General features: G+C 55.7%; 12 protein-coding genes and 1 tRNA gene. 11 read left to right on the top strand and 2 right to left on the bottom strand.

Features of this window, described 5'->3' with window-relative positions; all coding sequences use genetic code 11:
• The first annotated feature begins 151 nt into the window (after positions 1 to 151).
• The 11 genes from ACFDAU_RS15125 to ACFDAU_RS15075 all read left to right on the top strand — a co-directional run bounded on the left by ACFDAU_RS15125 (position 152) and on the right by ACFDAU_RS15075 (position 12,487).
• Positions 152 to 904 (top strand): GntR family transcriptional regulator, encoded by a 753-nt coding sequence (locus ACFDAU_RS15125; RefSeq protein WP_124704104.1) that lies wholly within the window; start codon positions 152 to 154, stop codon positions 902 to 904.
• A 33-nt stretch (positions 905 to 937) separates the two neighbouring features.
• Positions 938 to 2,668, top strand: a complete 1,731-nt coding sequence (locus tag ACFDAU_RS15120) for a fumarate reductase/succinate dehydrogenase flavoprotein subunit (RefSeq protein WP_413437730.1) — start codon at positions 938 to 940, stop codon at positions 2,666 to 2,668.
• A gap of 12 nt (positions 2,669 to 2,680) precedes the next feature.
• The gene (locus tag ACFDAU_RS15115; protein ID WP_124704102.1) at positions 2,681 to 2,914 is read left to right on the top strand and encodes a ferredoxin family protein; all 234 of its coding nucleotides are present in this window, start codon (positions 2,681 to 2,683) and stop codon (positions 2,912 to 2,914) included.
• 15 nt (positions 2,915 to 2,929) lie between these two features.
• Complete coding sequence (locus ACFDAU_RS15110) at positions 2,930 to 3,892, top strand: HEAT repeat domain-containing protein (protein ID WP_413437729.1); 963 nt, start codon at positions 2,930 to 2,932, stop codon at positions 3,890 to 3,892.
• A gap of 24 nt (positions 3,893 to 3,916) precedes the next feature.
• The gene (fdxA, locus tag ACFDAU_RS15105) at positions 3,917 to 4,243 is read left to right on the top strand and encodes a ferredoxin FdxA (protein WP_124704100.1); all 327 of its coding nucleotides are present in this window, start codon (positions 3,917 to 3,919) and stop codon (positions 4,241 to 4,243) included.
• A gap of 177 nt (positions 4,244 to 4,420) precedes the next feature.
• A complete protein-coding gene (locus ACFDAU_RS15100; protein WP_413437728.1) occupies positions 4,421 to 5,884 on the top strand; it encodes an ABC transporter substrate-binding protein in 1,464 nt (487 codons plus the stop codon).
• A complete protein-coding gene (locus ACFDAU_RS15095; RefSeq protein WP_413437727.1) occupies positions 5,884 to 6,837 on the top strand; it encodes an ABC transporter permease in 954 nt (317 codons plus the stop codon). Before ACFDAU_RS15100 ends, ACFDAU_RS15095 begins: the two co-directional genes overlap by 1 nt.
• Positions 6,834 to 7,688, top strand: coding sequence for an ABC transporter ATP-binding protein (locus ACFDAU_RS15090; protein WP_413437726.1), 855 nt, complete (start codon positions 6,834 to 6,836; stop codon positions 7,686 to 7,688). Before ACFDAU_RS15095 ends, ACFDAU_RS15090 begins: the two co-directional genes overlap by 4 nt.
• A 146-nt stretch (positions 7,689 to 7,834) precedes the next feature.
• Positions 7,835 to 11,395: an FAD-dependent oxidoreductase gene (locus ACFDAU_RS15085; protein ID WP_413437725.1), complete on the top strand. Its 3,561-nt coding sequence runs from the start codon at positions 7,835 to 7,837 to the stop codon at positions 11,393 to 11,395.
• 2 nt (positions 11,396 to 11,397) lie between these two features.
• Positions 11,398 to 11,697: a DUF971 domain-containing protein gene (locus tag ACFDAU_RS15080; protein WP_413437724.1), complete on the top strand. Its 300-nt coding sequence runs from the start codon at positions 11,398 to 11,400 to the stop codon at positions 11,695 to 11,697.
• Between the two features lie 37 nt (positions 11,698 to 11,734).
• Positions 11,735 to 12,487, top strand: coding sequence for a sulfite exporter TauE/SafE family protein (locus tag ACFDAU_RS15075; protein ID WP_413437723.1), 753 nt, complete (start codon positions 11,735 to 11,737; stop codon positions 12,485 to 12,487).
• A gap of 235 nt (positions 12,488 to 12,722) precedes the next feature.
• On the opposite strand, the gene ACFDAU_RS15070 is transcribed toward ACFDAU_RS15075, so the two are convergent.
• Positions 12,723 to 12,798 (bottom strand) — tRNA-Phe (locus ACFDAU_RS15070).
• Between the two features lie 124 nt (positions 12,799 to 12,922).
• Positions 12,923 to 14,950 carry a cation acetate symporter gene (locus ACFDAU_RS15065; protein ID WP_413437722.1) on the bottom strand — a complete coding sequence of 676 codons (2,028 nt, stop codon included), beginning with the start codon at positions 14,948 to 14,950 and terminating at the stop codon, positions 12,923 to 12,925.

The following is a 14,950-nucleotide window of genomic DNA, read 5'->3' as shown; positions in this document are numbered from 1 at the left end:
TAAATTCCCCCGGTTATAAATTGCGGAGCGATATAACTTCATAGATATCAATATGATGGCATGTATTGCATAAGCCTGAATACGCTGGCATGCGGTTTGCTTTATCTCGTCTTGTCATAACAAGTAAACATATGCACGGAGTGGTTGATCAATGGAACCGAAAAAAGAAACCGTACTGTCACTGTCGCCTGTACCGCTGTATACGCAGATCAAGGAAATACTCAGGAACCGCATTCTGGATGGGACCTACAAGGCCCATGAACAAATGCCGTCGGAAAGCGAATTGACGCGCTCTTTTGAGGTAAGCCGAATTACCGTGCGACAGGCCTTGGGTGACCTGCAGAAAGAAGGGCTGATTTTCAAAATACACGGCAAGGGCACCTATGTATCGCAACCCAAGGCATTCCAGAATCTCGGAAAGCTGCAAGGGTTTGGTGAAGCAATGGCCAGTATGGGTTATGAAACCTTCTCGCAGGTGATCAGTTTCAAGATCGTTCCTGCCGACAAAACCGTAGCGCTGAAACTGGGTCTGGGCGAGAACGAAATGGTGTCCGAGATCCGCCGTGTGCGTTACCTGAACCGCGCCCCCATTTCGCTGGACGTGACCTATCTGCCGAAATCAATCGGCGAACGGCTGATCAAGGAAGACCTCGCGCACCGCGACATCTTTCTGATTCTGGAAAATGACTACGGTTATTCGCTGGGCCAGGCAGAACTGCAGATCGAGGCCATGCTGGCAGACGAATCATTGGGCAGGCTGATTCATTTGCAGGAAGGATCACCGGTTTTGCGCATCGAGCGTCTGACATTTACCACCGACAACCAGCCGCTTGATTTCGAATATCTCTACTACCGCGGCGATGCCTTCCAATACCGGCTTCGCGTCGAACGCGGCCGCATTTAACGTCGATTCATTTAGAACAAGGAGAAGCATTCAATGAATACCATCGAAATGGAAGTGGATGTACTGGTGATAGGCGGCGGTACGGCTGGCCCGATGGCCGCGGCCAAAGCCAAGGAAAAGAACCCTGCATTACGCGTGCTGGTGATGGAAAAAGCCAACGTCAAACGCAGTGGCGCCATCTCCATGGGGATGGATGGGCTTAACAATGCGGTCATCCCGGGTCATGCCACACCCGAGCAGTATGTGAAGGAAATCACCGTCGCTAATGACGGTATCGTCAACCAGAAGACGGTAATGAAATACGCCACCAGCAGCTTTGACATGATTCAGGAACTGGATAGCTGGGGGGTGAAATTTGAAAAGGACGAGACCGGCGATTATGCGGTCAAGAAAGTCCATCACATCGGTACTTATGTTTTGCCCATGCCGGAAGGGCACAACATGAAAAAAGTGCTGTACCGGCAGCTGAAAAAGCGGCGCGTTGAAATCACCAACCGGCTGATGGCAACCCGTTTGCTGCTGGATGAAAATGGAGCGATTGCCGGCGCGATGGCAGTCGACAGCCGTACTGCCGATTTCTATGTGATCCGTTCGAAGACCGTCATTCTGGCAACCGGCGCAGCCGGGCGTCTGGGCATGCCCTCATCCGGTTATCTGTTCGGTACTTATGAAAACCCCACCAATGCGGGAGATGGCTACAGCCTGGCTTATCACGCTGGCGCCGAGCTTTCCGGTATCGAGTGCTTCCAGATCAATCCTTTGATCAAGGATTACAACGGCCCTTCCTGCGCTTATGTCACCGGTCCATTCGGTGGATACACCGCCAACGCAAACGGAGACCGTTTCATCGAGTGCGATTACTGGAGCGGCCAGATGATGATGGAGTTCTACAAGGAACTCGAAGGCGGCAACGGGCCAGTGTTCCTGAAAATGGATCATCTGGCCGAAGAAACCATTTCCACGATTGAAGAGATTCTGCATACCAATGAAAGACCGAGCCGTGGACGTTTTCACGAAGGACGCGGTCTCGACTATCGCACCGGCATGGTGGAAATGCATATCTCCGAGATTGGTCTGTGTAGCGGCCACAGTGGTTCAGGCGTGTGGGTCAACGAGCATGCTGAAACCACCGTGCCGGGCTTGTACGCTGCCGGTGACCTGGCTTGCGTGCCGCATAACTACATGCTGGGCGCGTTCGTTTACGGCAAGCTGGCCGGTGAAAGTGCAGCGGAATATTGTGCCAATCACGCGTTGCCGCCGGTCGATAACGCCCAGGTTGAAGAAGAGCGCAAGCGCGTATGGGGGCCGCTGGATGTGGTCGACGGACTGCCTCCCAGCCAGGTCGAATACAAATTGCGGCGCATGGTTAACGACTATCTGCAGCCACCTAAAGTCACCCGCAAGATGGAAATCGGGCTGCAGCGCTTCGCAGAAATCGAAGAGGATCTTACCCGGATGAGTGCAACGAATCCGCACGAATTGATGCGCGCAATGGAGATACACGCCATCCGCGATTGCGCCGAGATGGCCGCACAGGCATCGCTGTACCGCAAGGAAAGCCGCTGGGGTCTGTACCACTATCGAGTGGATTATCCGGAGAAAAACGACGCCGACTGGTTCGTGCATGTGCAGGTAAAGAAAGATGCCAACGGCAACATGAGTTGTTTCACGCGGCCGATCGAACCCTACATCGTTGCCCTCGACGAGGAAGAAAAGACCGCTTATCAAAAGCTTCGGATCGTCAAAGAACCCGCGGCCGCCTAAAGGAGAGATGCCATGACTTACGCCTTGAACCGAGTAACCGTGCCTGTCACGGTAGATGAAGAAAAATGCATTGCCGCCAAGGGCTGCACCGTATGCGTGGACGTATGCCCGCTCGACATACTGGCAATCGATCTTGCCAAAGGCACGGCCTACATGAAATTCGACGAGTGCTGGTATTGCATGCCCTGCGAGAAAGATTGTCCGACCGGGGCCGTGCATGTCGATATTCCCTATTTGTTGCGTTAAGCCTGGAGCCAGACCATGACCGCACTCAGTATCCAAGATGGACTATCAGCGCAGCTGAAGCAGCGCATGACCGACGCCGATCCGGAAATCAGACGCATTGCGCTGATGGATCTGGCCGATAGCGAAGACGAGGACTTGATCGTCCCGCTATTAATCGAAGCGCTACAGGACGTTGATGCCAATGTTCGGGCCGAGGCAGCAGCTGCTCTGGAAGGCTACGAGAGCGAAGCCGTGGTGACTGCGCTGATTGGCGTGCTGACGGATAGCGATCCGCAGGTTGGCGCAAATGCAGCGCTATCGCTAGGTGAACTGAAAGACTCAAGGCTCGGCGGAGTATTGCTGAACGCGCTGGATGCCTCATCAGGATATGCCAAGGCAGCGATTTTCCGGGCGCTGAAAGAACTCAAGGTGGCAGGTAGTTTGGAACCCGCCCTGGCAGCCATTGCCGATGCCGATGCCGATGTGCGGCAGGCGGCGGTCGGCGTGCTGGGTTATCTCAAAGATCCGCGCGCGCTGGCATCATTGTCCAGGGTGGCCACGCAGGATGCAGATTCAGAAGTGAGGCGCATCGCGGTGGGAGCACTCGGCTTTGCTCCGGCATTGGCTGTTGTGTTCCCTGCCTTGGCCGATGCCATGAATGATGAATCCTGGCAGGTGCGCGAGGAAGCCGTCATGACACTGGGCAAGTTGCGCGCGGAAAACGCGGTGCCGCAACTCATTGTCGCAATGCAGGACAGCTACTGGCAAGTCAGGATCAAGGCTGCACGCAGTCTCGGCAGGCTCAGGAGTCGTGCAGCTTTGCCCGCATTGTGCGAGGCACTGGTGCACCCGGTGAGCAATTTACGCAAGGAAGCCGCGGTCGCCCTGGGTGAAGTGGGTGATCCCGCAGCATTGCCCGCACTGGAAAAAGCGCTCGAAGACCCCGATCCGGATGTGCGTAAACTGGCCAAGCTGGCCATGACGCAGATAGCGCGCTGATCAAGCAGGCTGAAAGGAAAAACCATGACCTATATCGTTGCCGAACCCTGCATCCGTTGCAAGTTTACCGATTGTGTTGAGGTGTGCCCGGTGGATTGCTTCCATGAGGGACCCAATTTTCTGGTGATCAACGCAGCCGTGTGCATCGACTGTTCGCTGTGCGTGGATGAATGTCCTGCCGGTGCAATCTTCGCTGAAGAAGATTTGCCGCCGGAGTATGAAAAATACGTGGCCCTGAATGAAGAGCTGTCGCAAGTGTGGCCGGTCATCAGTGCCCGTGTGGATGCGCCTGCAGATGCGGATGAATGGATGGGTGTGCAGGAGAAATTTCAGTATCTGCAAACAGGTTGAAATGTGCACCGCATGAATGCAGTGCACGCCACTACAGGTCGCACGCATGAGGGGCATGGAACACAGTGGCAAGAGGATAAAGATTCAATAAAACAGGTTGTTATAAAAAATACTCGCTGGGTATGAAAGTTGCCTATTTAAATACATGTGTAACTTATTTTAAAAGGGGTACTTATTGTGATTACGCGGCTAACAAGTAATACAACCGGAAGAAAAGCATCATTATTTAAACTGCTGCTCGCAGCTGCGGCACTGGCGTCCTCGGCATTTTTAACGGTGGTGGCACATGCTGAAGACGTGACTCTCGGTATCGGTATCCAGAACACCACGACCAATACAGTCACTGCCGGAATAGTCATGGAGAAGCTGGGCTTGCTGGAAAAATACTTGCCGAAGACCGGCAAGTACAAGGATATCCATTTCAAGATCGATTGGCAGAACTTCACATCCGGTCCACCAGTCACCAACGGCATGATCGCGAACAAGTTGCAGATCGGGATGATGGGCGACTATCCGATGCTGGTGAATGGCGCCACTTTCCAGAACAGTAACGACACCAAGAGCGAACTGGTCGCGATTATTGCGTACAACAAGGATGGCGCAGGCAATGGCGTCGTCGTGCGCAAGGACTCGCCTTACTACCAGCTGTCCGACCTGAAGGGCAAGAGCATATCCGTGCCGTTCGGTTCCGCTGCCCATGGCATGCTGTTGAAGGCGATGGAGGACAGGGGGTGGAAGGATGATTTCTGGAAGCTGTCGAATCAGAGCCCGGAAGTCGGTACGACCAATTTGCAGGAGGGCAAGATCGATGCGCATGCGGACTTCGTGCCATTCGCTGAGTTGCTTCCCTACCGTGGCTTTGCGCGCAAAATCTTCGACGGCGTCGAGACCAAGGTACCGACCATGCACGGCATCGTGGTGCGCAAGGATTTTGCGGACAAATACCCGGAAGTCGTCGTCGCCTATCTGAAAGCGCTGCTGGATGCGAATGACTGGGTTCGCAAGAATCCAAAATTGGCCGCGGAAAAAATTCAGGACTGGACCAAGATCGAAAAAGAGGTTGTCTATATATTTCTTGGGCCAAGCGGTATCCACACGCTGGACCCGACCATCAAGCCGAAATGGATAGAAACCATCAAATACGACACCGGCGTGCTGCAGCGCATGGGGAAGGTAAAGCAATTCAATGCCGATGCCTGGGTTAACGAGGCCTATATCCGCGAAGCTTTCAAGGAAAAAGGCCTGGATTACGACAAGCAGAAGGCGAGCTTTGCCGGGTATGAAATTGGCGGCATGGATCCCCTGTGCAAGAAGCCGATCAAGGATCCCAGAGCGGGCGGCGAGGTGTGGATAGAAAATGGTGCCATTACCGCATATAGCTCTCCGGACTGCACCTTGGCTGCGGTAAAGAAAGCCTCATCCGAAGGCAAGAAGATAGATGTGGTTTACCTGTTCGACAAGACGTACGGCATCAAGCTGTTCGCCGACAAGGCGTTCTATGCCCTCGATGCCAAACAGCCAAAACACCCTTCCATCGTCCCGTTCCTGTTGAAAAATGATGCCGCTGCATACGCAGCCAAGCATGGGGGCAAGGTTGCGGATTATACCGAAGCGCTTGCAGCTGCAAGCGTGGGGAGGTAATGATGCGAACCGCAGAGCTGATTAACTATCACGAAGAGACAAACGATGCGGCAAGTGCGCCGGAGATGGCGGCAACGCCAGCTAATGACCAAGGCAAAGTGATTGCCGAGCAAACTGCTGGCCAGACCTCGCCAGGTCATGGAGTCTGGCAAAATCTGGCAGACAGTGCCGGACGCAATATCGGCTCCGCGGTGCTTGCACTGATCTCCATCGCACTGTTCATCGGAGCCTGGTACCTGGCCGTGAAATATCGGGTCGACTTCTATGTCCGGTTTACCAATATCCCGGCACCGCTGGATGTCTTCAAGGAGATGGTGGACCTGAGCAAAAACGACAGCTTCTACCAAAACATGCTGATCAGTTTGCGTAGAATCCTGCTGGGGTTTGGCATCGCTGTGGTTTTCGGCGTTGCTTTGGGGCTCGTCATCGGCCACTATAGGTTGGCCCGGCAACTCATGTCCCCGATCCTTGAAATACTCCGGCCGATTCCTGCCATTGCCTGGGTACCCATCGCCATCATGTTGTGGCCAACCAACGAGGGCAGCATCGTCTTCATCACTTTTCTCGGGTCGTTTTTTCCGATCCTGCTGAGCACGGTGCACGGCGTGACGAGTGTCGATCCGGTGCTGATTCGCGCCGCACGCAGTCTTGGCGCGAAAGAGCCCGCATTGTTGCGGCAGGTCATCTTGCCGGCCGCGCTGCCGCAAATCTTCAACGGCTTGTCGGTAGGCATGGGTGTGGCCTGGGTTTCATTAATCGCCGCAGAAATGATTTCCGGTCAATACGGGATCGGTTATTTCACTTGGGAAGCTTATTCCCTGATCCAGTATTCAGACATCGTCATCGGCATGATCGTCATTGGATTCCTGGGCCTGGCCTGCAGCACGGCAATACGCTGGATCGGGCGTATGAGCATGCCCTGGGCTAACCAGAACGGAGGGAGCAAGGCATGACCGCAGATAAAGGCAACGTGGAAATCAGGAATCTGGACGTCCGCTTCGGTTCGGGTGCAAATGTGGTCGATGCCGTCAATGAGGTCAGCATTGATGTGAAACCGGGTGAATTTGTCTCCATACTCGGCCCATCCGGCTGCGGAAAATCAACGCTGCTGAATGTCGTGGCGGGTTTCGTCAAACGTACGGGAGGCAGCGTACTGGTCGATGGAGTGGATGTACGCGGGCCCGGCGCCGAGCGTGGCATGGTATTCCAGCAATACTCGCTGTTTCCCTGGATGACGGTACGCAGGAACGTGGAGTTCGGTCTGAAAATGCAGGGCCGCCAAAGAAGTGAACGGGAAACAGCGGCCCGAACCCTGCTAGGCCTGGCGGGTCTGCTCGCGTTCGAAAATCATTACCCGGATCAGTTGTCGGGGGGGATGAAGCAGCGCGTCGGCATCGTCCGCGCGCTGGCAACCAGCCCTCAGGTACTGCTGATGGACGAGCCTTTCGGTGCGCTGGATGCACAGACGCGCGTCGTGATGCAGCAAATCCTGACCAACATGTGGCAACGCTTCCGGCTTTCAGTGCTGTTCATCACGCACGATATTGACGAATCCATTTTCCTCTCCGACAAAGTCTACGTGATGACCGCGAGACCCGGCCGCATCAAGGCGGAAATCGAAGTGCCGCTGCCGCGGCCACGTGTCGCGGAAATGACCACGTCAAACGAATTTCTCCTGCTGAAACGGCAGCTGCATGAGCTTATTCGCGAAGAAAGTTTCAAGGCCATGGGTGGCGACCTCAAAGAGGGGATGGGCGGGTTCGGTATGGAAGTAGGGCCGCAAGGCGTGGCCGAACTGATTTAGCCACGCAGCAGGAGCAGGCAATCGTGCCTGGCTTGCTGCATGAGAACTTGTAATTACATGTCTTGTCGTGGTGAGCGATTGATCCGTATGCAGGCGAAACAGATGCCTGCCTGAAAGAATATAGATTGTTTCAAGAAGGAACAGAGATGACATCATTCGAATTGAAGTTACCCGGATTCAAGTACGCAGACATCTACGAAGCGGAGCGCCTGCCGGTACTGGATGAACTGTTTTTGGGCTTTCTGACGCAACGCGACAGCCAGCTGGCAGCGCAATTTCTGGCATATAGAAACGGAGCTGAGATCAGTGCCGTAGCAGAGTCAGGATTGCTCATCGACGCAGGCCGGTGTCTGGAAGATTTTCTGGTGGGCGCATTTGGCGTTGAAACGGCACGTAACGGATTAAGGCGGCAGCAGCTACTTGACGAGCCGGTTCATGCGTTCAAGGAAAAATTCATCAAGCCGCGCGTGCGCCGCAAGCGCGCCGCGACCCGCTCATTTGAAATGCTGAATGACCTGCTGCAACAGAAGCTGTACACGCAGGACACAACCGATCAGGAACTGGCCGTTGCCAGACTGTGGGTATTGGCTGCAGAGTCCGGTGCCAACGATACCCTGAGTCTGCTGGAAGAATGGGCTTATGCCGCCTACAACACCCCGGAAGGCAAGGCGAGCGTGGCCGGATGGGTCAGCTTCAAACTGCCGCAGAAAATCGAATACATGAAACTGGTGCCGACGATACCTGTGGAGAACGATGCGGCAGGACGCGTAGGCGGTCTTGCGGAACGGCAGCGGCGCCGTGACGGTTTCGGGTTGACGGACCCGCGCTTCAATCTGCGCGAAACCATGGATCATGTGCATTACTGCGTTTACTGCCATGACCATGAAGGCGACTTTTGCTCCAAGGGATTTCCGGACAAGGAAAACGGCGGATTTCGCACCAATTCGCTGGGCGTGGAGCTCACCGGTTGCCCGCTCGAAGAGCGCATATCGGAAGCGCATACACTGAAGCTGGACGCCTATACGCTGGCCGCGCTGGCGGTCATCATGATCGACAATCCGCTGGTGCCTGCCACCGGCAACCGCATCTGCAACGACTGCATGAAGGGCTGTATTTATCAGAAGCAGGATCCGGTCGATATTCCTCAGATCGAGACGCGCATCCTGACTGACGTTCTGAACTGGCCCTGGGGATTCGAAATCTATTATTTGCTGACGCGCTGGAACCCGCTCAATCGGGCTCGTCCCTATGCGCTGCCGCATCATGGCACGCGCATTCTGTGTGTCGGTGCAGGACCGGCCGGCTTCAATCTGTCGCATCATCTGCTGCAATCAGGATTCGGCGTAGTGGCGATCGACGGTTTGAAAATCGAGCCGCTCGATGAAGCCTGGACTGGGGCGGGCGGGCGGGTTCCCACTCCCATCAAACACGTAAGCGACCTGAATGAACCTCTGGATGAACGCGTGATGAGCGGATTCGGTGGTGTGGCCGAGTACGGCATTACGGTGCGCTGGGACAAGAACTTCCTCAAGCTGGTGTACCTGACCCTGGCGCGCAATCGGCATTTTCGCGTTTACGGTGGCGTGCGTTTCGGCGGCACCATGACTATAGACGATGCCTGGACGCTGGGCTTTGAGCATATCGCACTGGCGACGGGAGCCGGCAAACCTACGGTGATCCAGATCAAGAACAATCTGGCGCATGGCATCCGTCAGGCCAGTGATTTCCTGATGGCGCTGCAACTCACCGGCGCCTCGAAAAAAGACAGCCTGGCCAATCTGCAAGTCCGGCTGCCGGCGCTGGTCGTGGGCGGCGGGCTCAGCGCCATCGATACGGCAACCGAAGTCCAGGCTTACTACGTACTACAAGTCGAGAAGATGCTGGAGCGTTTTGAAAAGATCACTTTGGCAGGCCGCTGGGACGCCACTTTGAATAAAGTAGAGCAGGGCATTTTTGAAGAATATCTGGCTCACGCCAGGCTGATTCGCGCGGAACGGCGACGTGCAGCCGTAGCCAACGAAACGCCGAATTTTGCGCCGCTGCTGCAGGCATGGGGTGGCGTAACTGTGGTTTACCGGCGCGGGATGAACGAATCGCCAGCCTATCTGCGCAATCACGAAGAAATTGAAAAGGCTTTGCAGGAAGGGATTTTTTACGCGCAAGGACTGGATCCGGCAGAAGCGGTGCTGGATGAAGCGGGCCATGTTCAGGGCATGATGTTTCGCCGTTTGGTCGAGGATGCGCAGGGCGCCTGGGTCGACAGCGGAGAACAGATCGAGCTTCCCGCGCGCTCGGTATTCGTTGCCGCAGGCAGCAGCCCCAACACGGTTTACAACCGCGAGCACCCGGGCGAGTTCGAGATGGACGGCAAATATTTCGCGACGCATAAACAGCTAACAGGCGAGACAAGCTTGCGCAGAGCGGCGTCAACAGGGAACTGCAAGAGTGCGGATATCGGCTTCCTGACTTCGTATCAAAAGGGTGAACACCGAATCAGCATCTATGGCGATAATCACCCGCAGTTTCAGGGCAGCGTAGTGAAGGCCATGGCTTCTGGAAAACAGGGCGCACGCGAGATCGCAACGCTGTTCGCGCATCGCCTGCAGGCGCCGGTTGATGCGGCCACTCAAGCTGCCTGGCAAGGTTTTGTGGAAAATCTGGACAGCTGGCTTTGCCCGGTGGTCACCCAGGTGGAACGTTTGGGCGGCAATGTGATGAGCGTTACGGTACGGGCGCGCCAGGCTGCCCAGAACTGGCAGCCGGGTCAGATTTACCGGCTGCAAAACTTCCATGCGCGTGCCGAACATTTGCAGGGAACCGTGCTGCAAATGGAAGGCATGGCCATCGACGGCATCGACGTGGATAAACAGAGCGGAGAAATCAAACTGCTGGTGAACGAAGTCGGCGCCTCCAGTCGCATTGCTGCCCAACTCGCACCGGGCGAGCCGGTAGTCCTGATGGGGCCGACCGGTACCGGCCTGCCCATGCCCGAGAATCAAACGGTCACGGTCATGGGTGGGCATTCCGCCGTGACCAGCACCATCGATGGCAGCACCGCGTGGCATGCAGCGGGCAATCAGATCATCTTTATCGGGCATTTTCGTAATGGGCAGCAGGCGCAAGCGGTCCAGGCGGTCATGGAAATCCTGGCCGACCAGGCGATATGGATACTCGACGAAGGTCCGGCGCTCCATTGCAAACGGTCGCAGGACAGCTGCTTTACGCATGGCGTCGACGACTACATCAGCGCCTGCCTGGAAACCGAGGGCAGCTATTCAAACTGGCTGGGGCACACGGACACACTACTGCTGTCCGACAACCCGGCTACGATGGAACGCATGTCCGGCGCCTTGCGCACTATCTTGCGGCATTTGCTGAAACCGCAGCTCAAAGCGCTGGTTGCAGTGAATAGCCCGATGCAATGCATGATGAAGGAAGTCTGCGCCCAGTGCCTGTGCCAGCACCATGACCCGGAGACGAAGTTGCCGGCAGGCATCGTGTTTTCGTGCTTTAATCAACATCAACCTTTGTTCGCGGTGGATTTCGTGAATCTCAAGGCACGCCAGGGGCAAAACAGCGTGCAGGAGAAAGTGAGCAATTTATGGTTGAGTTATCTTCTGGACGAGAAAAATCGCAATGCGCACGAATGCGCACGCGTTCCTGTTGCTGAAGAGGCGGCGCAACAGCGCATGGGGCAAAGGGAATAATCGTGTCAAACGAACCCATACCGATCGAGATACGACAGCTTGCCGCATCACGCGAACTGGAGATCAACTGGAGTGACGGGCTGGTGAGCCGGTTTAAAGACGCTGCATTGCGGCGCGCCTGTCGCTGCACCACCTGCCGGCAGCTAGCCGCCAAGCATGAAGACATTCCCTGCCCGGAAGATATCCGCATCCTTTCGATCGTGCCGGTGGGGTCGTATGCGATGCAGCTCGGCTTTGATGACGGACATGATCGCGGAATTTTTCCATGGAGCTATTTGAGACAGCTTGAGTGCGAGGCGTGACGTTCCCTATTGCAATATCCGGATTTGAGGAGCGCGCATGTTAGGGAGCATTGCACTATTGCTCGCGGTGGTTGGCGTGGGAATACTGGTCGGCTCGGTGGGGGTCGGGGGGATACTGCTTCCCTCGGTGTTAACCATGCTTACCGGCATGGCAATCCACCTGAGCATGGCGACTTCCTTATTCACGTTCATTTTTGCGGGGCTTGCCGGCACGTTCTTTTTTCATCGGCAGGGAAGCATCGATTGGAAATTGGCGCAACCGGTTTGCGCGGGTGCGGCAGTGGCGGCCTTTCTGGGCGCGTGGGCAAATTCGAGACTGAACGCGCCCTCACTGGCTTTGATTCTGGCCGTGATTATCATCCTCGCGGGTATATATACGCTTCGATCAGGTCGTGCAGAAACGCAGGCCGCATGGGGAAGCCATCCGCACAGACAGCGCCTGCTATTGGTGGGCATTGGCGCTGTGGCCGGATTCGGTTCCGGGTTGACGGGCGTGGGCGGCCCGGTGCTATCCGTACCGCTGATGGTCTTGTCCGGCTTTGCTCCGCTCACGGCAATCGGCGTAAGCCAGGTCATTCAGATCGTGGGGGCTGCATCCGGCACGTTGGGCAACCTGCGTTACGGGTCCATCGATTTCGGAGTCGCCGGTCTCATTATTGTTTTTGAAATAGGCGGCGTATTTCTTGGTGCCCATATTGCTCACATCGTGGATACCCACATCCTTAAAAAATTCGTTGGCATGCTCTGCATCATAGTGGGTGCGGTTTTCCTGTTCCGTACCATAGCCTAGTTGCTGATGATGCGGCCCATCTTACAGGCGTGACACCCAGGCCTATTTTGTTCGGGGTATCGGATTTCGCGGCGTGACGATGCACCAATAACGGTGGCCATGTCAGGGATGCAATAAAATCATGTGTTGACTACTTGCAGGCGGGATGCTTGTTGATGTTTTGCCGGGAATTCTGACAAAAAGGATAAGAATGTACGCGACGCTTGCGGCCGCTATTGTTTTTTAGCGTGTTGCTTGGTGGCCAGGGGCAGAATCGAACTGCCGACACGCGGATTTTCAATCCGCTGCTCTACCAACTGAGCTACCTGGCCGTGAAGCCCGCCATTAGACCCTGAGCGAGCTATTCCGTCAAGTTTTTTTCCGGAACTTGGGCGTAAAAAAGCCGCTGACTCAAGCTGAGCCAGCGGCCGGTGTGGCGTGTTTATATTCTACGTTTTAGTGAGCGTGTATGCCGGTGTTCTGGCGCACATACAGTTCATCCCACATTTCCGCCGCATGCGGGTCGCGATACAGCAACGAACCCAGAATGACCATCAGGAAACCCAGCGGGATGGATATCAGGCCTGGGTTCTTGAGCAGGAAGAAGGGCTTTTCCAGGCCGACGAGGCTGGTGGTCTTTCCTTCATACTGTTTCAGGTCGTCCTGGGCTTTTTTAACAGCCAATCCCAGCTTGTCGATTTCGATTCTGGTTTTGGCAATTTCCGCAGGGTCGGTCATGCTGGCCAGTTTGGCGTTGAGTGTTGCCAGTTTTTCCACGGCTCCTGGCGTGGCTGGTTTGGCCAAGGTTTCCGGTTTGGCAGGCTCAGCCTTTTTACACACGGCAAACAACTCGCACACGAAACCATCTCCAGGCTGTGCTGGCACGGCCGGTTTGGCTTCTACGGCGGGCTCGCCCTGCAACACCTTGTTGGCGGCTTTCACGACGTCTTTGGGATAGGTCATGTTGGGCGAAACCATGACCAGGGCAATCGCCGAAATCGCTCCCGCCAGCATGCCCAGGATGATGCCGCCCGTATTGCAGCGTTTCCAGTGCAGGGTGAGAAGTACCGCCGGCAGGTTGCTTGAGGCAGCCACGGCGAAGGCCATGCCTACCAGGTGCGCGATGTTCTGGCCCTTGGCGGCGATGCCGATGATGATGGCGACAATGCCCACGATTACCGACGCAATGCGCGCCGCTTTCATCTGTTCACCTGGCGTCGCATGGTCGCCGCGGATGACACCCACGTAGATATCGTGAGCCATCGCAGAAGCGGAAGCGAGTACCAGCCCCGCCACGACAGCAACAATGGTAGCGAAAGCGACAGCCGCCACAAAGGCAAGGAAGAAATTGCCGAGCATGGAATCTGCACCGCCACCCAGGTACTGCGCCAGGATAGGTGCGGCCATATTGCCGCCCTTATCCAGTGCGGCGATGTTGGCAGGTCCCACGTTAATTGCCGCGCCCAGACCCAGAAACAAGGTCAGCACATAGAAACCGCCGATGATGAGCATGGCCCACATCACCGATTTACGTGCTTCCTTGGCATTCGGCACTGTGAAGAAGCGCATCAGGATATGCGGAAGACCGGCAGTACCCAGCACCAGCGCCAACCCCAGCGATATCTGGTCGATCGGGCTCTTTAGGAACAGACCGGGCTCCAGGAAGCGCTGCCCCAGTTCTGCCGGGGTCATGTTGGTCGCCGCGGAACCCAGCAGTTTGGCGACCTGCTTCTGCACGCCCTCATTATTCACTACGCTGTCCAGGAAGCCCGGCAGGCTGAAACCGTACGGCGCCCACACCAGTGCCACCAGCACGATGGATGCGATCACCAATAGCACGGCTTTGACAATCTGCACCCAGGTCGTGGCGACCATGCCGCCAAACACCACGTAGGCCAGCATCAGCAAGCCCACCACGATAACCGACACTTCGTAATTGATGCCGATCAGGGTTTTGACCAATATTCCACCCCCTACCATTTGTGCAGTCAGGTAGAAAATCGATACGGTAATGGTGCTGAGGGCGGCAATGGCCTTGGATTTTTTGGGCTCGTTGCGGAATGCCAGGATGTCGCCCAGGGTGTACTTGCCGATATTGCGGCAGGGTTCGGCAATCACCAATAGCACGGTGATGTAGGCCACCAGAAACCCCACGGAATACATGAAGCCATCGTAGCCGTACAGGGAGATCAACCCCGCAATACCCAGAAAAGAAGCTGCAGACAAGTAGTCACCGGCGATTGCCCAGCCGTTCTGAAAGCCGGAAATGGAACGGTTGGCCGCATAAAACTCGGCGGTGGTATGGGTGCGTTTGGCGGCCCAGTAGGTAATGGCCATGGTGAGCGCGATGATGCCGCCGAAGACCGCGAAGGTTATCCATTTGTATTCAGCGGCGACGGCGCCTTCTGCAGAAAATGCCGCATTGCTGAAAATGCTAAGCAGGATGAATCCCAGCCATTGAGACTGATTGTGTAGAATTCGCAT

The sequence above is a fragment of the Sulfuriferula sp. GW1 genome, from assembly GCF_047300855.1.
Classification (GTDB): Bacteria; Pseudomonadota; Gammaproteobacteria; order Burkholderiales; family Sulfuriferulaceae; genus Sulfuriferula.
The sequence above is the reverse complement of the archived record's forward strand: the minus strand, read 5'-3'. Positions and strand labels throughout refer to the sequence as shown.